General features: G+C 48.1%; 25 protein-coding genes. 14 read left to right on the forward strand and 11 right to left on the reverse strand.

Annotated elements, in window-relative coordinates:
- The first annotated feature begins 47 nt into the window (after window positions 1-47).
- Complete coding sequence (locus EEX84_RS01855) at window positions 48-611, forward strand: SCO family protein (RefSeq protein ID WP_123163866.1); 564 nt, start codon at window positions 48-50, stop codon at window positions 609-611.
- Between the two features lie 11 nt (window positions 612-622).
- On the opposite strand, the gene mscL is transcribed toward EEX84_RS01855, so the two are convergent.
- Window positions 623-1,012 carry a large conductance mechanosensitive channel protein MscL gene (gene mscL, locus EEX84_RS01860; RefSeq protein WP_123163867.1) on the reverse strand — a complete coding sequence of 130 codons (390 nt, stop codon included), beginning with the start codon at window positions 1,010-1,012 and terminating at the stop codon, window positions 623-625.
- Between the two features lie 115 nt (window positions 1,013-1,127).
- On the opposite strand from mscL, the gene EEX84_RS01865 reads away from it, so the two are divergent.
- The gene (locus EEX84_RS01865; RefSeq protein WP_123163868.1) at window positions 1,128-1,775 is read left to right on the forward strand and encodes a lytic transglycosylase domain-containing protein; all 648 of its coding nucleotides are present in this window, start codon (window positions 1,128-1,130) and stop codon (window positions 1,773-1,775) included.
- Window positions 1,776-1,862: 87 nt separating this feature from the next.
- Here EEX84_RS01865 and EEX84_RS01870 read toward each other — a convergent pair whose 3' ends face one another.
- The 3 genes from EEX84_RS01870 to EEX84_RS01880 form a co-directional block, all read right to left on the reverse strand.
- Window positions 1,863-2,126 carry a GlsB/YeaQ/YmgE family stress response membrane protein gene (locus tag EEX84_RS01870; RefSeq protein WP_123163869.1) on the reverse strand — a complete coding sequence of 88 codons (264 nt, stop codon included), beginning with the start codon at window positions 2,124-2,126 and terminating at the stop codon, window positions 1,863-1,865.
- Between the two features lie 88 nt (window positions 2,127-2,214).
- The gene (locus EEX84_RS01875; protein ID WP_123163870.1) at window positions 2,215-2,757 is read right to left on the reverse strand and encodes a cysteine hydrolase family protein; all 543 of its coding nucleotides are present in this window, start codon (window positions 2,755-2,757) and stop codon (window positions 2,215-2,217) included.
- A gap of 295 nt (window positions 2,758-3,052) precedes the next feature.
- A complete protein-coding gene (locus EEX84_RS01880) occupies window positions 3,053-3,910 on the reverse strand; it encodes a site-specific integrase (protein ID WP_123163871.1) in 858 nt (285 codons plus the stop codon).
- 216 nt (window positions 3,911-4,126) lie between these two features.
- Here EEX84_RS01880 and EEX84_RS01885 point away from each other — a divergent pair, with 216 nt between their 5' ends.
- The 4 genes from EEX84_RS01885 (at window position 4,127) to EEX84_RS01900 (ending at window position 8,345) form a co-directional block, all read left to right on the forward strand.
- Window positions 4,127-4,633: a DinB family protein gene (locus tag EEX84_RS01885; RefSeq protein WP_123163872.1), complete on the forward strand. Its 507-nt coding sequence runs from the start codon at window positions 4,127-4,129 to the stop codon at window positions 4,631-4,633.
- A 127-nt stretch (window positions 4,634-4,760) separates the two neighbouring features.
- On the forward strand, window positions 4,761-7,472 hold the full coding sequence (acnA, locus tag EEX84_RS01890; protein WP_123163873.1) for an aconitate hydratase AcnA: 2,712 nt from the start codon (window positions 4,761-4,763) through the stop codon (window positions 7,470-7,472).
- A 152-nt stretch (window positions 7,473-7,624) separates the two neighbouring features.
- Complete coding sequence (locus EEX84_RS01895) at window positions 7,625-8,062, forward strand: acyl-CoA thioesterase (RefSeq protein WP_123163874.1); 438 nt, start codon at window positions 7,625-7,627, stop codon at window positions 8,060-8,062.
- Entirely contained in the window at window positions 8,046-8,345 is a 300-nt protein-coding gene (locus EEX84_RS01900) for a hypothetical protein (RefSeq protein WP_123163875.1), read from the forward strand. The genes EEX84_RS01895 and EEX84_RS01900 overlap by 17 nt, the downstream gene beginning before the upstream one ends.
- A 236-nt stretch (window positions 8,346-8,581) precedes the next feature.
- On the opposite strand, the gene EEX84_RS01905 is transcribed toward EEX84_RS01900, so the two are convergent.
- Together EEX84_RS01905 and plsY are read right to left on the reverse strand one after the other, a co-directional pair.
- Window positions 8,582-8,830: a HesB/YadR/YfhF family protein gene (locus EEX84_RS01905; RefSeq protein WP_420812543.1), complete on the reverse strand. Its 249-nt coding sequence runs from the start codon at window positions 8,828-8,830 to the stop codon at window positions 8,582-8,584.
- A 23-nt stretch (window positions 8,831-8,853) separates the two neighbouring features.
- Window positions 8,854-9,444 carry a glycerol-3-phosphate 1-O-acyltransferase PlsY gene (plsY, locus tag EEX84_RS01910; RefSeq protein ID WP_123163876.1) on the reverse strand — a complete coding sequence of 197 codons (591 nt, stop codon included), beginning with the start codon at window positions 9,442-9,444 and terminating at the stop codon, window positions 8,854-8,856.
- 190 nt (window positions 9,445-9,634) lie between these two features.
- Between plsY and EEX84_RS01915 the strand changes: the two genes are divergently transcribed.
- From EEX84_RS01915 to EEX84_RS01930, 4 genes are all read left to right on the forward strand, one after another.
- Complete coding sequence (locus EEX84_RS01915; protein WP_123163877.1) at window positions 9,635-10,042, forward strand: CoA-binding protein; 408 nt, start codon at window positions 9,635-9,637, stop codon at window positions 10,040-10,042.
- A 166-nt stretch (window positions 10,043-10,208) separates the two neighbouring features.
- Window positions 10,209-12,179, forward strand: coding sequence for a DNA topoisomerase IV subunit B (gene parE, locus EEX84_RS01920; protein WP_123163878.1), 1,971 nt, complete (start codon window positions 10,209-10,211; stop codon window positions 12,177-12,179).
- Window positions 12,176-14,602, forward strand: a complete 2,427-nt coding sequence (gene parC, locus EEX84_RS01925; protein WP_123163879.1) for a DNA topoisomerase IV subunit A — start codon at window positions 12,176-12,178, stop codon at window positions 14,600-14,602. Before parE ends, parC begins: the two co-directional genes overlap by 4 nt.
- A 140-nt stretch (window positions 14,603-14,742) precedes the next feature.
- Window positions 14,743-15,036, forward strand: coding sequence for a hypothetical protein (locus EEX84_RS01930; protein ID WP_148039008.1), 294 nt, complete (start codon window positions 14,743-14,745; stop codon window positions 15,034-15,036).
- Between the two features lie 111 nt (window positions 15,037-15,147).
- On the opposite strand, the gene EEX84_RS01935 is transcribed toward EEX84_RS01930, so the two are convergent.
- On the reverse strand, window positions 15,148-15,381 hold the full coding sequence (locus EEX84_RS01935; protein ID WP_123163881.1) for a hypothetical protein: 234 nt from the start codon (window positions 15,379-15,381) through the stop codon (window positions 15,148-15,150).
- 342 nt (window positions 15,382-15,723) lie between these two features.
- Between EEX84_RS01935 and EEX84_RS01940 the strand changes: the two genes are divergently transcribed.
- Window positions 15,724-16,386, forward strand: a complete 663-nt coding sequence (locus EEX84_RS01940) for an SDR family oxidoreductase (protein ID WP_123164040.1) — start codon at window positions 15,724-15,726, stop codon at window positions 16,384-16,386.
- A 191-nt stretch (window positions 16,387-16,577) separates the two neighbouring features.
- Here EEX84_RS01940 and EEX84_RS01945 read toward each other — a convergent pair whose 3' ends face one another.
- Both EEX84_RS01945 and EEX84_RS01950 read right to left on the reverse strand, forming a co-directional pair.
- A complete protein-coding gene (locus EEX84_RS01945) occupies window positions 16,578-17,876 on the reverse strand; it encodes an NAD(P)-binding domain-containing protein (protein WP_123163882.1) in 1,299 nt (432 codons plus the stop codon).
- A 46-nt stretch (window positions 17,877-17,922) separates the two neighbouring features.
- Window positions 17,923-18,237 carry an ArsR/SmtB family transcription factor gene (locus tag EEX84_RS01950; protein WP_123163883.1) on the reverse strand — a complete coding sequence of 105 codons (315 nt, stop codon included), beginning with the start codon at window positions 18,235-18,237 and terminating at the stop codon, window positions 17,923-17,925.
- A gap of 307 nt (window positions 18,238-18,544) precedes the next feature.
- On the opposite strand from EEX84_RS01950, the gene EEX84_RS01955 reads away from it, so the two are divergent.
- The 3 genes from EEX84_RS01955 (at window position 18,545) to EEX84_RS01965 (ending at window position 22,578) form a co-directional block, all read left to right on the forward strand.
- Window positions 18,545-20,140, forward strand: coding sequence for a long-chain-fatty-acid--CoA ligase (locus EEX84_RS01955; RefSeq protein WP_123163884.1), 1,596 nt, complete (start codon window positions 18,545-18,547; stop codon window positions 20,138-20,140).
- A 118-nt stretch (window positions 20,141-20,258) separates the two neighbouring features.
- Entirely contained in the window at window positions 20,259-20,957 is a 699-nt protein-coding gene (locus tag EEX84_RS01960) for a hypothetical protein (RefSeq protein ID WP_123163885.1), read from the forward strand.
- Between the two features lie 118 nt (window positions 20,958-21,075).
- Window positions 21,076-22,578 carry an FAD-dependent monooxygenase gene (locus EEX84_RS01965; RefSeq protein ID WP_123163886.1) on the forward strand — a complete coding sequence of 501 codons (1,503 nt, stop codon included), beginning with the start codon at window positions 21,076-21,078 and terminating at the stop codon, window positions 22,576-22,578.
- 77 nt (window positions 22,579-22,655) lie between these two features.
- On the opposite strand, the gene EEX84_RS01970 is transcribed toward EEX84_RS01965, so the two are convergent.
- Together EEX84_RS01970 and EEX84_RS01980 are read right to left on the reverse strand one after the other, a co-directional pair.
- A complete protein-coding gene (locus EEX84_RS01970; RefSeq protein WP_123163887.1) occupies window positions 22,656-23,030 on the reverse strand; it encodes a hypothetical protein in 375 nt (124 codons plus the stop codon).
- A 1,582-nt stretch (window positions 23,031-24,612) separates the two neighbouring features.
- Window positions 24,613-25,221: a 3'-5' exonuclease gene (locus tag EEX84_RS01980; protein WP_123163889.1), complete on the reverse strand. Its 609-nt coding sequence runs from the start codon at window positions 25,219-25,221 to the stop codon at window positions 24,613-24,615.
- Between the last annotated feature and the right edge of the window lie 68 nt (window positions 25,222-25,289).

Raw genomic sequence — 25,289 nt, forward strand, 5'->3', positions numbered from 1 at the left:
CAGCTGTGTTCGCTAAGATGGAATCATAGTGAAATGGAGGCGACAGTATGAAGCGCTTGCTGTTACTGGTTATTGTCGTCCTGGCGCTGATTCTTTCAGCGTGCGGCAATCAAGAAATCGATGATTTTTCGTTTACTGACCATAGAGGAGAAACCGTATCCAAAGACCAGCTGGCAGGAACGCCGTGGCTGGCAACTTTTGTTTTTACAAACTGCGAAACCGTGTGTCCGCCGATGACCTTTAATATGACGGAAGTACAGGAACAGTTAAAAGCTGAAGGCCTTGAGGACTATCGGATTGTCGCATTCAGCGTGGATCCGGTCCATGACACCCCTGAAAAAATGCAGGAATACCTGGCGAACTTTCCAATTCCGGACGAATCCCGGTGGCATTTGCTGACCGGCTACACACAGCCTGAAATTGCTGAATTTGCAAGAGATAACTTCAATTCCTTCGTCAAAGACGATCCCAATAGCAATCAAGTGATTCACGGCACCAGTTTTTACCTGGTGGACCAGCAGGGCGTCGTCGTCAACAATTACGACGGATTTGAAAATGTGCCGGTTGACGACATACAGGCAGATCTTGAAAAGTTACTGGAAAATCCATGAGAAAAAACCGGTCATTGACCGGTTTTTTCTTTGCTCAATAAATCGCGTATTTCAACGAGCAACTCTTCTTTTTTGTCCAGCACCGGAGCTTCCTCTTCCGCAGGTGCATCATCTTTGCGTTTCAACTTCGAAAACAGGCGAATCGCCATGAATATTGAAAAAGCGATAATGAAAAAATCAAGAACGGATTGCAAAAAAGCGCCGTATCGCAATTCTGCGCTGCCAATCGGATAGGATAAGTCCTCGACACTATAGCCACCCAGCAAAATACCGACAGCCGGCATGATCAGATCTTCGACCAGCGACGTGACGATTTGGCCAAATGCTGTGCCGATGACAACTGCTATTGCCAAATCCAGCACATTTCCTTTTAAAGCGAATTTTTTAAAGTCCTGCCACATGGAATTCACCTCCTACTCATCCAGTTTACAGGCAGCGACGAGATAAATACATAGTTACAGGCATTTTCAAAGACTAAATGTGATATGCTGTTAAAAAAGACACATAGGTGAAAATATGAAAAAAAAGAAGCGCTTGAAAAAGAAATACCGTGTAGCCTTGGGCTGTCTGGTTGTTTTGTTTCCCGCAGCCATCGTTCTGAGTATACTGGCCATCGTTCTTTTTTCAATAACAAATTCAGATTCTGTAGTCAATACGATAAAAGAAACCCCCAAACAGCTATTCGAAGTAAAAATCCCGGAAGAAAACATACCCTACTATAAAGAAGCAGGTGCGGAATACGGGGTTCCATGGACACTGCTTGCAGCACATCACCGTGTGGAGACGAGGTTTTCCAAAATGGATCCATTGTTGTCTCCTGTGGGAGCGGAAGGCCATATGCAATTCATGCCCTGCACGTTTGTCGGCTGGTCGCATCCGACTTGTTCCGGATTGGGACAGGGAGATATTCCGGAACAAGAGAAAACCGATCCGGCGGTAATCGCCAAATACGGAGGATATGGAGTGGATGGCAACAACGATGGTGTGGCAGATCCATATGACCTGATGGATGCTTTGTACAGCACGGCCAATTATTTGGCCAAGAACGGAGCTGCAGAAGGCGATCTGGAGCGGGCGATCTTTCAATACAATCACAGTGAAGTTTACGTAGAGGACATTCTGCATTACTATCATCTATACGAAGAAAAATTTCAGGAACAGTAAAAAAGAGCGGACTCGGTGTCCGCTCTTTTTGTCTTTATCCCGCTTTCAGTGGAGAATGAAAATACCCCACACTGACTGCAGCTCTCTTTATGAAGCTCTTCTTTTTCTGCCCATCGATCCGAGAATAAGGCTGAGGACAAATACCAGAACCAATGCACCGATCAATGCCGGGATAATGAAGACGCCCCAGATTTCCGGTCCCCAATCACCTAAAATCAGACTGCCGAGCCAAGCTCCGATGATCCCTGCGATGATGTTACCGATGATGCCGCCTGGAATGTCTTTTCCTAGAATCAGACCAGCGAGCCATCCGATAATACCTCCCATGATCAAGTAAAGAATGAATCCCATTGTTTCCAACTCCTTTATCAGTAATGAATAAGTTCTACACTCTCTCTATATCCTTATTCACATGACTTGAAACATCAATGGGATTTTTCTATCGAACTTCCGCTCCTAACGTGTACGTGAAATGACGCAAAGCCCATTTATGGCCGGCCGCATCGAAACTTGCCACTGCCTTTTCATGGACCACAATCTGAAAGCCTTTGTTATAAGCGTCTACAGCGGTATGAAGCACACAGATATCGGTGCAGACTCCGGCGATATGAATTTCTTCAATGCCTCTTTCCCTCAGCAGCAGCTCCAGATTCGTTCCTGCAAATGCGCTGTACCGTGTTTTGTCCATCCAGACGATCCGGTCCTGGTTTTGCCTGTAAACTTCAGACAACCGGCCATATAATTCCCGCCCCAAAGTGCCGCGTATATTATGGGGAGGAAACAGCTCCGACTCGGGATGATGGGGATTGTTCCGTTCATGGAGATCAACGGGCATGACAACAAAATCACCTGCATCGATGAATTCCTCAGTCAGCCGGCAAATTTCCTCTTCAATTGCCTGTCCCGGTTCGCCGCAGGTCAAGGCACCTTCATCCGCTACAAAATCAACCGTGTAATCCACTACCAGCAAAGCTTTTGACAAAATGAACCCCTCCTTTTCTCTATAGTAGCAAAAATCGAAACTGTTTGTTTCTGCTGTGAAAAAAATAATAGTTTTTACTTGAATGTAAACTGAATATTCTATATAATTTGATAAAAGATAAAAGAGGGGTGAAAGTCATGCAATATGAAAATGTAGAGCGCTATAACAAGCAGGGAAAATGGTTCGTGGTGTTTCATACGCTGGTCATTTTCATGATGGCTTTTAACGGAATCCTGATGTAGGAGCCCAAGGAAAAGCCTGCGACTCTTCAATGAGTTGCAGGCTTTTCCTTGGGTTACTTTTTTGTTTTGATGCGTGTCAGTGAATCTTTCAGCATGCGTGAGGCTGAATCGATTGAAACACCGAGGATCTGCTGGATTTCCTCCAGGTTTTTGTGTTGAACTGCATAAAGGTAATGGACGTAGGCAAACCGGATATCTCCCGAACGGACCGGCATGCCCAAAAAAGCAGACAAAGCTTCGGTGTAATCCGACAAAGATCCCATTTGAAACGATGTATACTCGTCCTTCACTTTGGAAGACAACAAAAACGATGTGCCACGGAACACAGCCCGCTCAATCGCTTCCTGCATAACGGGGATTTCCTTGCCGGTGAATTCCAAGATACAGACAAAGCCGTCTTTTTTTTCGACGGTCAGCAAAAGTGCGTCCCCTTTGTCTTCGAAATTATGGATATCAAGCGTAGCCATATCCCGTAGCCGCAATCCTCTCAAATACAGCAAATACAAAATTTTGGCGTTCAACGCCAATTGGTCAGCTTCAAGAACAGCGTCTTTTTTGGCCAGCAGTTCCTCGTAGTCCATCTCGATATCCGGAACCGACAGATCCAGTTTCTCGGAAAATTTGAATTTGGGCATGAAATCAACCGGGATCCGGCCAATTTGCCACATATAATCGAACCAGCGGCGAATATAAATCAATTTTCGGTTCAAGGTGCTGTCTTTAAGCCCCAAATCACGCTGCTCCTGCAGAAAACGCTGGATATCAGTTGGACGGATTTCATGGGGCTCGACTTTTTTATCGTAAGTACGTCTGAGAAAAGCAAAAAGCGAACGGATCAATTGAACTTCGTGCACAACCGTGTTGGGGCTGATGCCATTTTTCAAGCGGTATTTTTCGTAGCCGTAGGGCACAAAACGTCACCTCTCATCTGTTCTTTCTTTTTATTTTACCATATTATGCGCTTGACAGAACACACTTTCCCTATCAATTGATGGAACAGCGGATGCAGGTTGGACAGCCGCTGCAAGCGTTTCCTGTTCGGTGTTTTCCTCTCCGGTGGAAGAGTGGATTTTCTCCGGAAAGGGTATATCAGTAAAGAAGAAATTTCGGCAAAAGGGAGGGCTAAGGTGTTTAAACAAGAAAATGAAAAAATACGCCAGCAGCTTCTGCAACTGGTCAAGCATGTTCCGGACGAGGTGTTGAACCGGAAACCGTCGCCGGAGGAATGGTCACCGATTCAAATTCTGGAACACCTGCATCTTATGGAACAGACGGTCGCCGCAGGAATTGCGCAGCAGCTGGAAAATGAACAAAGCCGCAAAGCCGGCAAAAAACCCATCAAGCTGGCCACGGTGCGGCTGGTCAAAGTCGACGCCCCCAGTTACCTTGTGCCAAGTGAGGAATTCATCTCTTATGAGGAAATGGAGGGACGGTTAGCTGCCTCACGGGAAAAGTTGCACCACTTGTACGACAGCGTGCCCCAGGAAGTGCTGGAACAAAAGTCGATGCCTCATATTGTATTCGGGAATATGCCGTTGATCCAATGGTTTTCATTTATCGGCCTGCACGAGAAACGCCATTTGAAACAATTGGAAAAGGCGTTAAGTAAAGTCAATGATAACCAAAAGAAGTGATTCATAAAACTTATCACATTCTATAATTTTAATGTAATTTACTTATGCGTATGTTTTCGTTATGATAGAGGAGGAGAAAAGAGACTCTGAGAAGCCTTTTCACAAGATTTAAAGGAGGAACACAATCATGGCAAAAAGCAGTTTGCACAATAGCCGAACTTCTTTTGAGCTGAATGGTAAAACCTACAATTATTACCGCTTGGCTGCTTTAGAAGAAGCTGGAATCGCGAAAGTAACACGCCTTCCTTACTCAATCAAAGTACTACTGGAATCCGTATTGCGCCAGCATGACGGATATGTCATTAAAGACGAGCATGTAGAAGAATTGGCAAAATGGGGTAAGAATGCGAACAAGGAAGCGGAAGTTCCGTTTAAACCTTCACGCGTTATCCTGCAGGATTTCACAGGTGTTCCTGTTGTGGTCGATTTGGCCGCACTTCGTTCAGCGATGGCTGAAATGGGCGGAGATCCAAACAAAATCAACCCGGATGTTCCAGTTGACCTTGTTGTTGACCACTCGGTACAGGTAGACAGCTACGGAACGCCGGAATCTCTGAAAATCAACACCAAACTTGAATTTGAACGAAATGCAGAACGCTACCAGTTCCTGAACTGGGCTCAGAAAGCTTATGACAACTACCGTGCTGTTCCACCGGAAACCGGTATTGTCCACCAGGTAAACCTGGAGTACCTGGCAAACGTTGTTCACGCAGTCGAAAACGAAGACGGCACGTTTGAATCGTATCCGGATACACTGGTCGGTACCGATTCCCACACCACCATGATCAATGGTCTTGGTGTTCTTGGATGGGGCGTCGGCGGCATCGAAGCGGAAGCGGGCATGCTTGGCCAGCCTTCATTCTTCCCGATTCCGGAAGTTATCGGAGTTAAATTGAACAACGCATTGCCAAACGGTGCTACGGCTACAGATTTGGCACTTAAAATCACCCAGTTGCTTCGCCAAAAAGGCGTAGTTGGGAAATTCGTTGAATTCTACGGTCCCGGCGTGACTACGTTGCCGCTTGCTGACCGTTCCACGATTGCCAACATGGCACCGGAATACGGCGCTACTTGCGGTTTCTTCCCGGTAGACGAAGAAGCGTTGGACTACCTTCGCCTGACTGGCCGTGAAAACGACCATATCGAAGTAGTGAAAGCTTACCTTCAGGCAAATGACATGTTCTTTGATGCGGATAAAGATCCTGTCTATACCGATACTATCGAACTTGACCTTTCAACAGTTGAACCAAACCTGTCCGGTCCGAAACGTCCACAGGATTTGATCCCGCTGTCTAAAATGAAAGAAGAGTTCAACAAGGCGGTTACTGCACCGGAAGGCCCTCACGGCTTTGCTCTAGGTGAAGATGAATTCAACAAAACAGCAACCGTAAACTTTAAAGACGGTTCAACTGCTGAGATGAAAACAGGAGCCATCGGCATTGCAGCCATCACTTCCTGTACCAATACATCAAACCCGTACGTTATGCTCGGCGCTGGTCTTGTAGCGAAAAAAGCCGTTGAAAAAGGCTTGATGCCACCAGCTTACGTGAAAACGTCATTGGCACCAGGTTCAAAAGTTGTTACAGGCTACCTGGAACAAGCTGGCTTGCTTGATTACCTTGAGCAAATCCGCTTTAACCTGGTTGGTTACGGCTGTACTACATGTATCGGTAACTCCGGTCCAATGCTTCCTGAAATCGAAGATGCGATTTTGGACAGCGACCTATTGGTGACTTCTGTACTTTCCGGTAACCGGAACTTTGAAGGGCGTATCCACCCGCTGGTAAAAGCCAACTACCTGGCTTCACCGCCGCTTGTTGTAGCGTACGCTTTGGCAGGAACAACCGATATCGACCTTCAAAACGACCCGATCGGCCAGGACCAGGAAGGCAACAATGTCTACTTGAGCGATATCTGGCCGACTACGGAAGAAGTTAACGAAGTTGTGAAGAGCACGGTAACTCCGGAATTGTTCCGCAAAGAATACGCACGTGTCTTTGATGAAAACGAAACTTGGAATGCCATTGAAACAAACGATGATTCTCTGTATAACTTTGATGAGAATTCAACGTATATTCAAAACCCGCCGTTCTTCCAGGGTCTTTCAAAAGAACCGGAAGCCATTCAGACGCTTTCTGATCTGCGTGTGGTTGCGAAATTCGCGGATTCAATCACAACAGACCACATTTCACCGGCAGGAGCCATCGGCAAAGATACTCCAGCAGGCAAGTACTTGCGTGAAAACGGCGTAGAACCACGTAACTTCAACTCTTACGGATCTCGCCGTGGTAACCACGAAGTCATGATGCGCGGAACGTTCGCCAATATCCGTATCCGTAACCAGGTAGCCCCAGGAACAACTGGCGGTTACACAACTTACTGGCCAACGGGCGATATTATGCCGATCTATGACGCAGCAATGAAATATCAGGAGCAGGGCACAGGACTTGTCGTTCTTGCAGGAAAAGATTACGGCATGGGCTCTTCACGCGACTGGGCTGCCAAAGGAACATTTCTGCTTGGCATCAAAACAGTCATCGCTGAAAGCTATGAGCGGATCCACCGTTCGAACCTGGTGATGATGGGCGTTCTTCCGCTCCAGTTCGTAAACGGACAAAATGCTGATTCACTCGGTCTTACAGGCCGCGAAACCATCAACGTCAACTTGACAGACGACGTGAAGCCACGCGATCTTCTGAAAGTGACAGCGACTGCTGAAGACGGCACAGTAACAGAATTCGACGCTTTGGTGCGTTTCGATTCTGAAGTTGAAGTTGATTACTACCGCCACGGTGGTATCCTTCAAATGGTACTGCGCAGAAAAATGGTAGAAGCGTAAGATGCAAACCGAAAAAGGCTGCCCCCGGGCAGCCTTTTTCTCTGTTTAATCTGAAATTCACTGCACCGGATGCCGTAAATCAGAATCCGGAAGCCTATACTTACATAAGACCCGTGAAGTTTTGTATACTTACCAATAGAGGTGAAAAGGACATGCACATAAGCGAAAAAGAAATTGAGATCCGCTATGCGGAAACAGACCAAATGGGTTTGGTGTATCATGCCAACTACTTGATTTGGCTGGAAATCGGAAGAACGAAACTGATCGAAGATATCGGATTTACTTACGCCGGGATGGAAGAACAAGGGTTTATTTCCCCTGTCACGGATGTGTCGATTCAATACAAAGCCGCTCTCCGCTACGGCCAAAAAGCGAAAGTCCGGACCTGGGTGGAAGACCACGGCCGGTTGCGTACGACCTACGGCTATGAAGTGGTTCATGAAGACGGCACCATTGCCGCAAAAGCGACTTCCGAACACGTGGTGGTCAAAAAAGACACATTCCGACCGGTGCCGTTGAAAAAAGTCAATCCGGCGTGGAATGAGAAGTATGAAGAAATCAAGAAGGTCACCGATGGCGTTCGGAATTAAGCGGGATGAACTGCAGCGTTGGAAAGCGGCTGTCGATAACGGCGAAATCGCTTTTTTGACGCATTACTGGACGGATGAACGGTTTCCCGGCTGCAAAACCGTCACCAAAGTCGGCTGCAGGGATTTGGACAAACTGGCCGGCTGGGGAAAGCAATATGGATTAAAAGCCGAATGGATGGATTTGCGCGGTGACTATCCGCATTTCGACTTGTTCGGGGAACACCAGGAACGCATCATGGCGGCCGAAGGCATGGCCCATCAACTGAAAAACTTTCGTCGGTAAAACGCTGTTTTCCGTTCCGGCGGACGCTTTCCGCAGATGAAGCACTGAACCTCCTCGCGGCTGGAAAGAACGGTGCTCCTGCATTTTTGCGCAATCGAAGGCGTAACAGCAGAAACGATTCCAAATCAAAAACAAGTGGAGAAAAATGTTTATTTTTCTCCACTTGTTTTATTTTAAAACTTATGGGACAACCGTTTTTTATTCGTATGAGTACGCCAGTTCCTGCAACTCATCGTTTACGGTGACGTACAGGTCATGCTGATCAAAATACCACAAATCTTTTTCCTCGATAAAATACAGCACCTTGTCGTGCGTCGTTTCAGCGGCAGCTTCGACCGGCTCACTTTGGCTACACCCAGCGAAAAGCCCGGCTGAAGGTTGCCTGAACCGCCATATCGGACGTAAAAACGAATGCTGTCGCCTTTAGACACTTCCATTTCCTGCTGAAACCATTTGATCGCGTCATCGCTGATTTTGATTTCCATTCCATGCACGTCCTTTCATCGGTTCACCATTTGATTTTGGGTTCAGTGCCGGCTCTGATGCGCGCAATATTGGCCCGGTGGCGGTAGATGATAAAAGAAGCCAATACCACGATGACGGCCAAAAACAGATAGTCGCCTGTATTGATCGCATAGATGGTCGTGTAAATGATGGCCACCACTGCCAGAATGATGGAAGACAGGGAAACCATCTTGGTGATTTTCAAGGTGATCAGAAGAGCTGCCACGGCGACGAGAAAAAGCGGCCACTGATAGCCGAGCAGGATGCCGCCTGAAGTAGCGACCGCCTTGCCTCCTTTAAACCGGGCAAACACCGGAAACATATGGCCGATGACCGCGATGACACCAAGCAGTAACGGGTGGATATTCGTATCGATAAAGACCGGAAGCAGCGTCGCGGCCGTCCCTTTCAGGATATCCAATACCGTGACCACGATTCCGGCTTTGGCACCGAGTGTCCGGAATGTATTGGTGGCACCCAGATTTCCGCTGCCTTTTGTCCGGATATCCGTTTTGTAAAAAATTTTTCCGATCCACAACGCGGACGGGATGGAACCAAGCAAATAAGCTATAATGACCGCAACCAGTATATCCATGATGAACTCCTTTGAAACGCATATATTTATCCGATAACACTCCGCCAAGGGAGGAAAAGCCCTATGGAACAAAGTTTCTCTGTATGCTTCAGTTTACCATGAAGGACAATCCGGAGACAATAGATGCAGGATTTTTCAACATCCGGCGCGAAATCGTGTATGATAGTATAAAAAGGACAGGTGATACTCAATGGACAATCCAACACGCGAACAAATCAAGACCATTCTGGACGAAGCGAAAACAATCGCTGTGATCGGCTTGAGCCCGAATCCGAACCGCACTTCCTACATGGTATCGGAAGCGATGCAAAAAGCCGGCTACCGCATCATCCCGGTCAATCCGATGGCAGATGAAGTATTAGGGGAAACAAGCTATGCTTCCCTGACCGATATACCGGAACCCGTGGACATTGTCAACGTCTTCAGACGCAGCGAGTTTCTCCCTGAAATAGCAGAGGAGTTCAAAAAAATCAACGCGCCTGTTTTTTGGACACAATTGAATGTAGTGGATGAAAACGTCTTTACTGAATTGACCGAGGCTGGATACACAGTGATCATGGATCGCTGCATCAAAGTCGAACATGCTATATTGAAATAAGGGAATTCATGAAAAAGGGCGCCCAGCGCTCTTTTTCTATGGGATGGGACCGGGCACTGCAAGCAGGATATCTGCCTATTGACACGGCAGCCCGGAATTGACAGAACGTCCATAAATGGATACGATGAGTAAAAGATACGAACAGATGTTTGATGGAGGGAACTTAATGGCTAAAATGCAAAACACGGCATACAACGAAGAAGCGATTCAAGTACTCGAAGGTTTAGATGCCGTCCGAAAACGCCCGGGTATGTATATCGGTTCCACCGATACGAGAGGCCTGCACCATTTGGTCTACGAAATTGTGGACAACTCAGTCGACGAGGCGCTGGCGGGCTACGGAAAAGAAATCCGTGTAACGATCAATGAAGACAACAGCGTCAGTGTCCGGGATTTTGGACGCGGGATGCCGACGGGCATGCACCGAAGCGGCAAACCGACGCCGGAAGTCATCCTGACAGTGCTCCATGCCGGCGGGAAGTTCGGGCAGGGCGGCTACAAGACCAGCGGCGGTTTGCACGGTGTCGGCGCTTCAGTGGTCAATGCGCTGTCTTCATTTTTGGAAGTGACGATTTACCGGGATGGCCGGAAATATCGCCAGCGGTTTGAAAACGGCGGCAAACCGGCTACCACGCTGGAAGAAGTCGGACCGACAAAAGAAACGGGAACAATGATTCACTTTTTACCGGATGAAGCAATTTTCTCAACAACGAATTACAATTACGAAACGCTCAGCGAACGTCTTCGGGAATCGGCTTTCCTGTTAAAAGGCATGAAAATCGAGCTGGTCGACAATCGCAGCGGCCAGCACGATACGTTCTTTTTCGAAACCGGAATTGAAGCCTTTGTGGCCTATTTAAACGAGGAAAAGGATGTGCTGCATCCTGTCGCTTATATTGAGGGGCAACAGGACGACCTGGAAGTGGAGTTTTCATTTCAGTTCAACGACGGCTATTCCGAAACGATTCTGTCGTTTGTCAACAATGTGCGGACGCGAGACGGCGGGACGCATGAAACCGGCGCAAAAGCGGCCATGACACGCGTCTTCAATGACTATGCCCGGAAAATCAATTTACTGAAAGACAAAGACAAGAACCTCGAAGGATCGGACATCCGTGAAGGGGTGGCCGCCATTATTTCCGTGCGCATTCCAGAAGCGCTGCTGCAGTTTGAAGGACAGACGAAAAGCAAACTGGGAACAAGCGAAGCAAGAAGTGTGGTGGACGCCGTGGTGTCACAGAAACTGATGTATTTTCTCGAAGAAAATGCCGACCTCAGCGCTTCATTGGTACGAAAAGCGATCCGTGCATCCCAGGCCCGGCTGGCAGCCCGGAAAGCGCGGGAAGATGCCCGTAACGGCAAAAAGCGGAAAAAATCGGATGCCCTGCTATCCGGCAAGCTGACACCCGCCCAGTCCCGCAACGCCAAGAAAAACGAATTGTACCTGGTCGAAGGGGACTCGGCCGGCGGATCGGCCAAACAAGGCCGCGACCGGACGTTCCAGGCAATATTGCCGCTGCGCGGAAAAGTGGTCAATACGGAAAAGGCAAAACTGGAAGACATCATGAAAAACGAAGAAATCTCCACGATCATCCATGCCATTGGCGGAGGTGTGGCTTCGGAGTTTTCGATTGACGACATCGCCTACAACAAAGTCATTATCATGACGGATGCCGATACGGACGGCGCGCATATCCAGGTATTGCTGCTGACGTTCTTTTACCGTTACATGAAGCCGCTCATTGAAGCCGGCAAAGTGTTCATCGCACTGCCGCCGCTCTACAAAGTGTCAAAAGGCAGCGGCAAGAAAGAAGTGGTCGATTATGCCTGGACCGAAGCGGATCTCGAAGCATCGACGAAAAAGATCGGCAAAGGCTATATGCTGCAGCGCTACAAAGGTCTTGGGGAGATGAACGCGGACCAATTATGGGAAACGACGATGAACCCGGAGACGCGGACACTGATTCGCGTGACCATCGAAGACAGTGCCCGTGCCGAGCGCGGCATCACGACGCTGATGGGCGACAAAGTCGATCCACGGAGAAAATGGATTGAAAGCCATGTCGATTTCGGCATGGAAGATGATGATAATATTTTGGAAAATGATTTGATCCACGCTGAGGAGGAACTCGTATGACACAAACCGAACGTTATCAGGATCTGCCTTTGGAGGAAGTCATCGGCGATCGGTTTGGACGCTACAGTAAATACATCATCCAGGACCGTGCGCTGCCGGATGCCCGGGACGGCCTGAAGCCTGTGCAGCGGCGTATTTTATATGCCATGCACAAAGAAGGCAACACCAACGACAAAGGGTTCCGGAAATCGGCCAAAACGGTCGGGAACGTTATCGGGAATTACCATCCCCACGGCGACAGTTCGGTCTATGAAGCGATGGTCCGTTTGAGCCAGGACTGGAAAATCCGTCACATGCTGATTGAAATGCACGGCAATAACGGGTCAATGGACGGCGACGCGGCGGCTGCCATGCGGTATACGGAAGCCCGGCTGTCGGCGATTTCCTCGGAACTGCTGCGGGACATTGAGAAGCGTACGGTGGAATTCATTCCGAATTTCGATGATACCGACATGGAGCCGACCGTGCTGCCGGCCCGGTTCCCGAATCTGCTGGTGAACGGCTCCACCGGAATATCAGCAGGTTACGCCACTGACATTCCGCCGCATGCCCTGCACGAAGTGCTCGATGCGGTGTTGATGCGCATGGACAATCCGCAGGCCACCGTGGAGCAATTGATGACGGTCATCAAAGGGCCGGATTTCCCGACTGGCGGCATTATCCAAGGTGTGGATGGCATCCGCAAGGCATATGAAACGGGCAAAGGGAAAATCATTGTCCGTTCCAAGGCGGATATCGAGCCGATCAAAGGCGGCAAAGAACAAATCGTCATCACGGAAATCCCTTTTGAAGTCAACAAAGCGAACATGATCAAGAAAATCGATGATTACCGCTTTGACCGGAAACTCGAAGGGATTGCGGACGTACGCGACGAAACGGACAGAACCGGCTTGCGCATCGTCATCGAGCTGAAAAAAGACGTCCAGGCGACAGGTATTTTGAATTACCTGTACAAGAACACGGACTTGCAGGTCAGCTACAACTTCAATATGGTGGCCATCCACAAACGCCGGCCGACGATGATGACACTGCCGACTTTGCTCGATGCCTACATCGAGCACCAGAAGGAGATTGTGACCAAACGGTCGGAGTATGATCTGCAAAAAGCCAACGACCGGATGCACATTGTCGAAGGCCTGATCAAAGCGTTGTCGATTTTGGACAAAGTGATCAAGACGATCCGTGCTTCCAAAGACAAGCGGGACGCCAAAAACAATTTGCGCGAGTCGTTTGATTTTTCGGAAGCGCAGGCAGAAGCCATTGTGTCCCTGCAATTGTACCGGCTGACCAATACCGACATCACTGATCTTCAAAAAGAGGAAAGTGATTTGCGGAAACTGATCGACGAATTGACCGGCATTTTGACAAGTCCCGCCAAATTGAAAAAAGTCATCAAAAAAGAGCTGGCGGGCATCCGAAAGCAATTCGCGGAACCGCGCCGCTCAATTATTGAAGACAAAATCGAAGAAATTACCATTACCCGTGAAGTGATGATTCCAAGCGAGGAAGTCGTGGTGTCTGTCACCAAAGAAGGCTATGTAAAACGGACAAGCATCCGCTCCCATGCCGCTTCCAACGGCCAGGACTTTGCGATGAAAGAAAGCGATTATCTGCTGTTTGAAGGGAATCTGAATACGCAGCACACCATCCTGATCTTTACGACCGGCGGCAATTTCGTCTACCAGCCGATCAATGAACTGCCGGATATCCGCTGGAAAGACCTGGGCCAGCATTTGTCGAGCATCGTACCGCTCGATGCGAACGAATCGATCCTGGCGGTGTACCCGGTGGAAGACTTCGACCAGGATGCAACGGTGCTGACCGTATCGAAGCTGGGACAAGTCAAACGGTCGGCGCTGAAAGATTATCATGTGCAGCGTTATTCACGGGCCATCAAGACGATGAACCTGAAAAAAGGCGATTCGATGATTTTTGCAGGACTGATGACAACACAGAACGAATTGTTCATCGGCACACACAATGCCTATGGTGTCCGGTTCCCGGTGGAAGAAATCCCGGTAACGGGGCTGCGGACAGCCGGCGTCAAAGGAGTCAATCTGAAAGACGATGATTACGCCGTATCCGCCGTTATGATCGATTCGGAAGAAAAACAGGATTTGGTGGTGGTAACGCACCGCGGAGCTGCCAAGAAAATGAAACTGCAGGAATTTGAAACCGGCAGCCGCGCCAAACGAGGCGTGGTGATGCTGCGGGAATTGAAATCCAATCCTCACCGTGTTGTTGGGGTGATCGGAGCCGGCGGGGGGGAAGAGATCCTTTTGGAAACCGCCAAAGGCGTCCGCTCCCCGTTGCCGGTCAGCAACTTAAAAACGGTTGACCGCTATTCCAACGGCTCATTCATCCTTGATGAAGCAACGGATGGCAAAGTGGTTGCGGTGTACCGGGTGGAGAAAAAAGAATAACAAATGGAGCACTTCCTGATTTCGGGAAGTGCTTTTTTGTGCTTTGATAATGGAAAAAGAACGAATCTGAAGGGCTGCGAAAAGGAAAAAGGTTCCTTCAAGTGAAAACAGGGAAGAAAAGAATCCAAGGGAGGGATTTTTTGTTCAATAAGTTGAAAACAATCGCTTCACTTTCCATCCTGACCGGTGTTCTTCTTCTGATAGCAAACGCCGATGAAACATTCAATTTGTACAAGGTTCCTTATATTTTGATCATCGCCGGTTTTGTGTTATTAATCATTTCACTATTGGTTACCAATCACGAAAAACATCTCTTGTGCAGAATCGGCCTTCATAGATTCGTGCAAGTGGATCGTGACAGTGAAGTACCTGCATTATTTGTCTATCAATGCGAACGCTGTGGAAAAGAAAAGAAGGCGATGAAATCATTTTGAGCGGCCATCTTTTCTTTATTCCGAACAGGAATCCAGTGGTCGATTGTCAGCGGGATATACAAAGAAAGTGGAAAGGCATCCAACACCTTCCCGCTTTCTTTGCTGCAGCACCTACCGCGTTTTTGGTTGAGTTTCTTTTGTAGCCAGCGTCCGGATCTTTTCGGCGTTCATTGCCCAAATCACGCTGACAATCACATAGTAAATCGCCACCACGGACAGGTTATCCGTCACATTCGTGCCGAATGTTTTCGCTGATACGAAGTGTCCCCACAAAAGACCGACCACCAGTGTCAGGACGGGCGTGAGAAGGTGAACAATCAAATATAAAAATTTGTCGAGCTTCATCAGTTGTCCTGCCTTTCCGAACCAGGATGTGTTCTATATTCAGTTTACAGAACTTCGCATGAAATGAAAATGAGATCTGTGTGCGCGCAGTTACAAAAACATAAGCAAATACTTATTTGATAAATAATTAAATTATGTAAACTAATATACGGAAAATTCTCAAGCCCTTTTCGCTCTTCTATTTTGATACATAAGAATATACTTATGGGAATAATATTTATATTATGTATACTAAATGAACCTACAAGAGCCATATACGCAGCGTGCCTATGTATTCCTCGACCCTGTTCATGATATGGTAGCAGAAAGAAGAAAAAAGAAAAAATGAGAGGAATGGTGGAAATGAACATACTGGTTGTCGGAGCGAACGGGAAAGTCGGAAAACACTTGGTGAAGCTGATTCAGGAAAGCGATGGACATCAGGCCAAAGCGATGATCCGTGACCAGCAGCAAGCGTCTTTTTTCGAAGAGCTGGGCGCTAAAACAGTGGTTGTCGATTTGGAAGACGACATCTCCGAAATTGCCAAAGCAGCGGATGGTGTTGATGCCATTGTCTTTACTGCCGGTTCCGGCGGGCATACAGGCGCCGACAAAACCATTTTGATCGATTTGGACGGAGCGGTGAAAACGATGGAAGCAGCGAAGCAGGCGGGTGTGAAGCGGTTTGTGCTGATCAGTTCGTTTGATACCAGACGGGAAAAGTGGATCGGCGGATCGTTCAAGCCGTACGTGGCGGCGAAGTATTATGCGGATATGTGGCTGAAATCGACCGATTTGGAGTATACCTTGATTCACCCGGGAATTTTAACGGATGAGCCGGGAACAGGAAATGTGCACGCCGCTGCTGAGACGGAACGTGCCGAAATTCCGCGGGAAGACGTAGCGCGGGTGATTTTGGCAGTGCTGGAAGATGACGCGACGATCCATAAAGAATTCCAGGTGATTTCGGGGGACACAGCAGTCAGCGAAGCGGTAGCATCGATTGAGTCCATGGGAAACAGGTAGAAATTTTTGCTCTTCCAATGTCAGGTGCCAGCAGGATAAACGGAAGGATTGCAAACAGGCATGCAGCGGCCGGCGGGGCGGTGACAGCAGCCAGGCAGTGATGCACCAAACGGTTTTAGCGAATGACAAAACCCAGCAAAAAAAGCGGCTGCTCTGTTGCAGAGTTGGCCGCTTTTTAGCTGGCTTTATTTTTATCCGCAGCAGGAGCCCCCTGCACCGATTGCAGCCTTTGGCGGAATGGTGATCGAACTGCTGCAAACGCCGGTCTCGGGCAGTGACAATTCCACGTTTCGGGCTGCATCCAAGTCTCCTGCCAAATAGGCCACGACAGAACGCGCCTGTTCGTATCCCGTTGCCATCAGAAATGTCGGAGCGCGCCCATAGCTTTTGGCTCCGAGAATGTAAAAATCTTTTTCCGGTTGCTGCAGCTCCAGCTCTCCATGAGGCCGGACCGTGCCGCAGCTGTGGACGTTCGGATCAATCAATGGCGCCAGTGCCGGAACGCTTTCGAGTGCCGGATCGAACGCAAAACGGATTTCCTTTAAAAAACCGAAGTCCGGCCGTGCACCGGTATTGGCGATGACGGCGTCGAAAGGGCCGAATACGGCAGGGGTGCCGTCTTGTGCCGCCTGAAGCGTAACACCGCCATCTTTTTCTGCTCGATAAGACTGAATCAGCACAGAAGTTATCAGCTTCATCCGGCCCTGCTCAAGCGCTTGTTGGACGCGTAAGCCGAGAGCGCCTCGTGCCGGCAGCTGATCTGCACGGCCTCCGCCCAAAAGGCTGTCCGCATTCGAACGGCGGATGATCCACGTGATTTCTGTGTTGGGTGCTTCGTTCTGCAAAAGCACCAGGTCGAGCAGGGAATTGAACGCCGAATGGCCGCTTCCCACGACGGCTATGCGCTTGTTTTCATAAATATGGCGGTCTCGTCCCAATACATCGGGGATGCCGTAGTGAATCGCTTTATCCGGCGAATCCGGCATGCCGCCTGACACCAGCGGGTTCGGATGTTGCCAGGTGCCTGTAGCATCAAGAACGGCCCGGGCACGGAATTTCCGAATTGCACCTGTACCGGTTTTCACAATCACTTCAAACGCCCGGTCGTTGCGCCCTTCCGTTCTCACTTTGTCCATCCCTTCTCGGGCCACGTGGATGACACGGCTGCCGAGATGGACAAAAGGTTTTATTTCCGGAAGTTCCCCCAGCGGCTGCAGGTACTGTGCCGCGATATCCCTTCCAAGAGGCAGGTGGTCAGGGTCCGGCAGTGCGGCTCCGTGTTTTTCCAACAAAGATGCGGCGGCTTTGTCCATGTTGTAACGCCACGGCGAAAACAGCCGGACGTGTCCATACTCCAGAAAATTCGCCCCAAGCCGGGAGGCCGCTTCGAATAAGAGAAACGGTTTGCCGCGCTTAACGAGCTGGGCGGCGGCTGCCAATCCGACAGGACCTCCACCGATAATGGCCACAGGCAACGAATGCAATGTCATTTCCAACACTCCTTCATCAGTTGATTTGGATTACTGAAACCAAAAATCAGCAGGACGGCCCGATCAAACAGCAAAGTTCCGTCGATAACAGACGGGACAGTTCGCTGGTGTTCACCGCATAATAACTCCAGGTCCCTTTGGTTTCCTTCGTAATGAATTCCGCTTGCAGCAATATTTTCAAATGATACGACAGTTTGGACTGCGGAATCGCCATGTCTTCCACCAGGTCACAGACACAGACGGACCCTTTTTTGCAGATGGTGTTCAGCAGCTCAATCCGTTTTGGGTCGGCCAGCGCTTTGAATTTCTGTGCATAGCTATCGAGCGGCAGCGCAGGAGCCGGCGGGTGTGTGTTTTCCATCAGGAAGAGACCTCCAGTCGAATAATAAATCAAATTTATTTGATGAATTAACAATAACGCGGCTTCAAGAGAAAAGCAAGAGATTAATCAAAATAATTTGATTAATTAAACGGCATCATTACATTATGTAAAAATACTTGCCGATCAAAAAACGGATTCCCGGATAAACCGAACCGGCATTTTCTCCTGCAGACTCTTGCGTGAATTTTTGAGCAATTCCGCAAAGTCGATTGACACAGATATTGCCCCTCTCTATACTGATATATAACACGTTTATTATTACATAGTGGAAAGGGGTTTGATGGACATGTTGGCACCTTTGACACCCATCGATTGGAAACGCAGAGCAGTAAAATACTATCCGGAGAAAATAGCGGTGATTGATGAGGACAAACAATTCACCTACAAAGAATTTGGAAACCGGACAGACCAGCTTTCCATCGCTTTACATACCAGCGGCGTAAAACCGCAGGAGCACGTGGCGGTCATGCTGCCGAATACGCATTACATGCTGGAGGCTTTTTATGGCATTGTGCAGCTGGGAGCGGTTATTGTGCCGCTGAATTTCCGGTTGAGCGCCAAGGACCTGGAGTACATCATCCGGCACAGTGACGCCAAGACCTTGATCGTCGATGCCGAGTTCGGCAAACTGATCGAAGACATACAGGACAAGCTGCCGATCGAACGGTATATCGTCGTGCCGGTTGACGGGCACGAATCCGCCATCAACGGAACGGATTATGAAGCGTTTATCAGCCAGGTGCCGGAAGATGCTGTCCTGCCGTCTGTTGAAATCGACGAAAACAGCATGCTGTCACTGAACTACACGAGCGGCACGACTTCCAATCCAAAAGGGGTCATGCAGACGCATCGCACCAATTACATGAACGCGGCCAACTTCCTGCATCACCTGGAAGTTAAATTTGACGATGTGTACCTGCATACCTTGCCGATGTTCCATACCAACGGCTGGGGCGGCGTTTGGGCCATTACAGCAGCCGGCGCCACGCATGTCTGCCTGCGGAAAGTCGACCCGCCGCTGGTGCTGGATCTGTTTGAACAGCACGGCATTTCGGTGCTGTGCGGCGCGCCGACCGTCGTCAATATGCTGGTCAATGAACCGAAAGCCAAATCGCTGCAGCTGAGCCGGAAACTGCGGATGGCAACAGCCGGTTCACCGCCTGCCGCGGCCCTGATCGCCAAAGCACAGAATATCCTCGGCCTCAATATGATGCATGTCTATGGATTGACTGAAACGTCGCCGTTTATCCTGTACTGCGAATGGAAAAATGAATTCGATTCGAAATCACTCGAGGAACAGGCGACGATCAAAGCGCGTCAAGGCATCGAGCTGGCATTCAACGGGGAAACCAAAGTGGTGAACCAGGAAGACGGCAAGGAAGTCGCCTGGAACGGCAAAGAGCTGGGTGAAATCATCACGCGCGGCAATGTGGTGATGAAAGGCTATTACAAAGATCCTGAAAAAACAGCGGAAGCCATCAAAGACGGTTGGTTTTATACAGGCGATCTGGCGGTGACGCATCCGGACGGGTTTATCGAAATCCAGGACCGCATCAAGGATATGATCATTTCCGGCGGGGAAAACATCTCCTCCACGGAAATTGAAGGCGTGCTGTACAAACACCCGGACATCCTGGAAGTGGCGGTGATTGCCGTACCGGATGAAAAATGGGGGGAAGTGCCGAAAGCGATTGTTGTTCTGCGCCCTGGAGCGGACATCACCGAACAGCAGCTTCTTGATTACACACGGGATCAGATGTCCCGTTTCAAAGTGCCGAAGTCGGTGGAGTTTGTCGAGTCGCTGCCGAAGACCGCAACAGGCAAACTGCAGAAATTCCAGCTGCGGGAAATGTACTGGAATGCGGGCAAAAAAGTAAATTGATCCACCACAAAACCTGAAGCCGACATGGCTTCAGGTTTTGTTTGGTTTACCGGGTAGTTTGTGATCAGCGGCACAGGGAATAAAGTAGAAAAAGCAATTTCGGAAAGGGGTGCAGGAAATGACAAAAGATCAAAGACCCGTGACAGCAGCCAGCCAGCTGAAGCCGGAAAAACGAATGAGGCTTGCGGCCACTGCCGCGGCCAGTAATAAGCAATTGCATGAAAGTGGGACCGGCAGAGACAAGGGAACAATGGAGCAGCTGAATATACATTATGTGGAAAAGATTATCAGTGAGTGGCCGGAACTGTCACGGAAAGCGGCTGAACAAACCATCGGGTTTTACGGGCCGCCGAACGAAGCGACCAACAGCCGCCTGTTTTGGTTCTATAATGGCCCCTGGAAGCGGACCGTCGTGTACCGGGACCAGATTCCGCATGATTTCCCGGAACCGCACGTGGACATGCTGGAGTCGGTCATCGATTACCATGTACCACCGGAGAAAATGAGCGAAATCGCGGCGTTTGACGGCAGCATCATCGTCGAACGGACAAAAGGGGAAGTGGCGGCACGCTGCGATCTGGAAGCGGCGAATATCCTGGCTTTGAATTTGATGCACGACATCGTCACCGATAAGAAGACCGCAAAACAAGCCCGTAAATTTTGCGCCAATGAAATGGCGGCATATGCCCTGAACCGGCCGGCTCCTTATGCGGAACAATTCCAATTCGAATTGCCCGCCGGTGAACAATTTGATACAGACATAACGACCATCAAAAAGAACGCGCTTGTGCAGACGGTAAAGAAATTAATAAAATGATCATTGAAACCAGAGGCCTGAAAAGCCTTTTGTTTTATGTAATTGAAGGAAAAATCTGTTGCTGCTTGTTTTCGGCTTTTCCCTTGATTGTACCAGGTGAAGAAAAGGGGCGAGACAAATGCCAGGCAAAGTTTTAATCAGCGGAGCGGGGCCAACAGGATTGGTAGCAGCAATCAGTCTGGCCAAGCTCAACATCCCTTTCCGGATCATTGACAAAAACAAAGGCCCGGGGAGAGCGTCAAGAGCGATTGCCGTCCATGCGAGAACACTGGAGTTTTACCAGCAGTTGGAGGTTTCGGGTGAAATTATCCAAAAAGGGATCGTCCTCGATCGACTGCAGATTTTCAAAGAAGGAAAATTAAAAGCGATGCTGAAACTGGAGGAATTGGGAAAAGGGCTGAGCCCCTTCCCGTTTGTTCTCACCCTGCCGCAGGACGAGCACGAACAGATCCTCGTCGGGAAGCTGAACGAGCTTGGCCACAGGGTCGACTGGGAAACGGAACTGGTTTCTTTTCGCCAACAAGACGGGTTTGTGGCGGTTGTACTTTCAAAGAACGGGCGGCAGGAAGAGGAGCGGTATTCCTATTTATGCGGCTGTGACGGGGTTCGGAGCACCGTCCGGAAAGGGTTGGGACTCGATTTCGCCGGAGGCACCTATCAGCAGGTTTTTTATGTAGCAGATGTGCAAAGCGGATCTTCGGTTAAAGGGGTACAGGTGAGGTTTTTCAAAGAAGGCTTTGCGATCGCGCTGCCGGTACGCGCAACCGGTTCCTTGCGCTTGATCGGTCTCTTGCCCCCTTTTTTGTCGGACAAGCAAAATGTCGGTTTTTCGGAACTGGCAACGTATATTGAGACGAAAACCAAGCTGCGCGTCGACAAAGAAAATTGGTTTTCGACCTATAAGGTGCATCACCGGGTCAGTGAACGGTTCCAAAAAGGGAATGTCTTTCTGGCAGGAGACGCGGCGCATGTCCACAGTCCGGCAGGGGGGCAGGGCATGAATACAGGGATTGGCGACGCCTTCAACCTTTCCTGGAAACTGGCGGATGTACTGAAAGGAAAAAGCAATCCGGCCATTCTCGGGAGTTATGAATCAGAACGGAAAGCGTTTGCAGAAAGTCTGGTTTCTACAACAGACAGGATGTTCGAAATTTTAGTAGGGGAAGGTCTCTCGTCCAAAATGGTGAAAGGTGTCATACTTCCATATGTGGCGCCCACGCTGACCAAATCGGACCGTGTCAAACACATGATGTTTAAAACTTTGTCACAGATCCGGATTCATTACCGGGACAGCGCGCTCAGCGAAGGAGCGGCTGGTTCCATCCACGGAGGCGACCGTCTGCCGTGGGTTCCTGCAGAAGAAGGAGACAACTTTTTGCCATTGCAGGCGATGGATTGGCAATTCCATGTGTATGGAGAGGCGACTCCGGAGTTAATCGATCTGGCAAAAGCTCATGCGATTCCGTATCATCAATTTCCATGGACAAAAATCGCAGAAAAAGCGGGAATTGCACAAAATGCTGTTTTTCTGGTGCGGCCGGATGGCCATGTCGCCGTTGCAGATGACGGGAACGGACTGGATACCATGGAAAACTATCTCATACGCTTAAAAAGCAGGTGATTACTGTTTCATGTCGCTTTTTATTGCTGAATAGAACGAAACGAAAAAACTCCTGATTTTCCTGCTGAAAAGCGGAATCAGGAGTTTTCAGCATGTTCGGCTTTGGAAGCACGCCATTCGCGCAGCAAACTGAAAAGGTAAATGGAATTGATAATCAGAAGAATGAACATCATGTCTTCACGGCTATAAAACAACAGCATATACAGCGTGAACAGCCAAAAGCTGCTGAATACCATCAGACGGGTCTTCAGTTCGATCCAAAATGTCCAGGTAAGCTGCAAGTTGATTTCAATGGTTGCGCTGACGAGAAACAGCAGAACGAGTGCAATGAGTATGGCCGTATTGCTCATGAACTTTTCATCCAGAGCGGTATTCAGGATAAAAAAGAAAAGACTCGCTGTCAGCAAGGTCCGTACGGCAAAATGAAGGGAATTGACCACGGTTTGGTTCAAAAGCTCACTCCTAGGTATGATAGGTAATAATTCCTTATTTTAACAAACTTAGGGATGGTAAGAAAGCGTTCATTTGAAAAAGAAGAGGGTATGGGAAAGAAATCGAAACAGGAGCGGCTGATCTGACAATAAGGAGAACCAAAGCCATAGAAGTCAAAAGAGATTGAAAATAAATGAAAATGAACTTTGAATTGGACATGACACATACAAGAAGCAGCTAAATAAAAAGAAAATGATGCAACAAGAGATGTATCATCGTTAGAAACAAGGAAGTTGATGAGCTAAACGTTAATGAGACAGAATTTATGAGCCGGCTGATTTTTTCCGAAGTTTTCTGTGAGCTATTACAAACAAAAAACAAAAAATGATTTTTAAGGACAATCAAGCCATGCATAAAGCGCGTAATAGCAGCTAAAACAAGTTTTATTCAAAACTGATGAAAATTCGTAAATATCAGCCCAAAAACCGATTTTGTCTCACTGTTAAAAGTATACTTATTTATTGAAACGTTACTTCCGATAATTTATATTATGTCTACTAAAATAGTTTTTAGAAAGATAAGACCTTTTTGTTTGTCTCCTGTTGTATGACATAAATATTATTATGTATATGACAAGAACATATTTACTTCTCTACTTCCCTTAGTTTTAATAGAATCTTTAGTAGTGCTACCTGTTGCATTAATAATTCTATAAAACCATTTTCTCCTATCAGGTGAAAAATTTTTTACAATCGATCTTTTAGTTAAAGTTGCAACGGGATCCATATTTACACTTGTCCAATATAATTTTATAACTTCTCTCTAGCAAAATCACCTTCTAAAGTGTATGCTAATTTATCTATAATAAATTCCCTTCGGTTTTTCGGTAATATGGAATTCCTTATACAATTAAGTACATTAATAACATTAAGTAAGGATACAGAATTTACCCCCCACATTCACAAAGATAAATATGTTGGTGAATAACAGTCAGTTACTATTCATTATCCATTAAGAACAAAACAACACTCCTCGGCTTTTCAATCGCCAAGGAGGATTGTTTCTATTCATTCGATTTGAAGAGGTCACCTATCAATCCCCGGACGCTACTGAAAAGATAGACGCAAAATGTCGCCAGCAACCAGAACGAATAGGCATCTATCACAAACATGTAAATAATCCCACCGATGGAAAAGATGACTAGACCAATGCCCATTACTAAATTAATGACAGGTGAAATGGTCTTCCAGAGACTTTTCAGCTTCATCTCAAAGAACCTCCCTAGTGTCAGCTCTTGTCAGCGTCGTACCTTTAATTTTTATTTCCAGAGCGCTGCTATAAATGCAGAGTATTGATTTCCTTGCTGTATCTCCATCAACCTTCAACCTTGTTCTTGATAGGATTATTGTATCTTAAATGACAGAAAATTACCATAATTATCACAATGTATTAATGGAAAGAAAGACAAAAAATTAAATTACATGAAAAAACGTTCGTAAACGCATTAAAATACGCTTACGAACGTCCGCCGAGTTGGCTGTATGTTTTCAGATGATTGTTAACGTCGCACCAACACACATTCCGTGAGTTGTTTGTTCTTCTTCACATCTTGCCGATGCAATACTGATAAATCGCAGCCGTAGCCAAACAGTCTCCCAATGCATCGTGCGCATCGTGTTCCAGTTCCAGATAAGCCGTTAATGTCCCCAATTTGTGGTTAGGCGTCTCTGTGATGGCTTTTCTGGCCACTCGCACCGTATCGATGACCGTATACTCCGGAATCGGTGTAATGTCCTCCAAGGCGTACAGGAATCCCATATCAAACGGCGCGTTGTGCGCAATGATCGGCAAGTCGCCAATGAAGGCAATCAATTCATGAGCGACTTCTTCAATGACCGGTGCATCTTTCACGTCTTTATCGGTAATGCCGGTGATGCGTGTAATGGTGTTCGAAATCGGCCGTTCCGGATTGATCAGCAGATACATGGTGTCTTTGTGGCTGTGGCCGATGTATTTGACGGCGCCGATTTGAATGATTTTATCGCTGCCGGCGCGGAGTCCGGTCGTCTCAAAATCAAGTACGACGTAATCTTCCACTTTTTGTGTGCTCGATTTGTATTTTTTGGGCCGTGCCGTCTGTTTTTTCGACCTCGGCGCTGTGGTTTCGTTCACTTTCTGCTTCAGCAAATCTTCAGCTTCCCTTTTATTCATCCTGCCATTCCCTTCTTCGTCGTTGTTGTTGTTTTTATTGTACCGGAAAAAGAGGAAAAGAACAGATG

The organism is Planococcus salinus (assembly GCF_003719725.1).
Taxonomy (GTDB): Bacteria; Bacillota; Bacilli; order Bacillales_A; family Planococcaceae; genus Planococcus; species Planococcus salinus.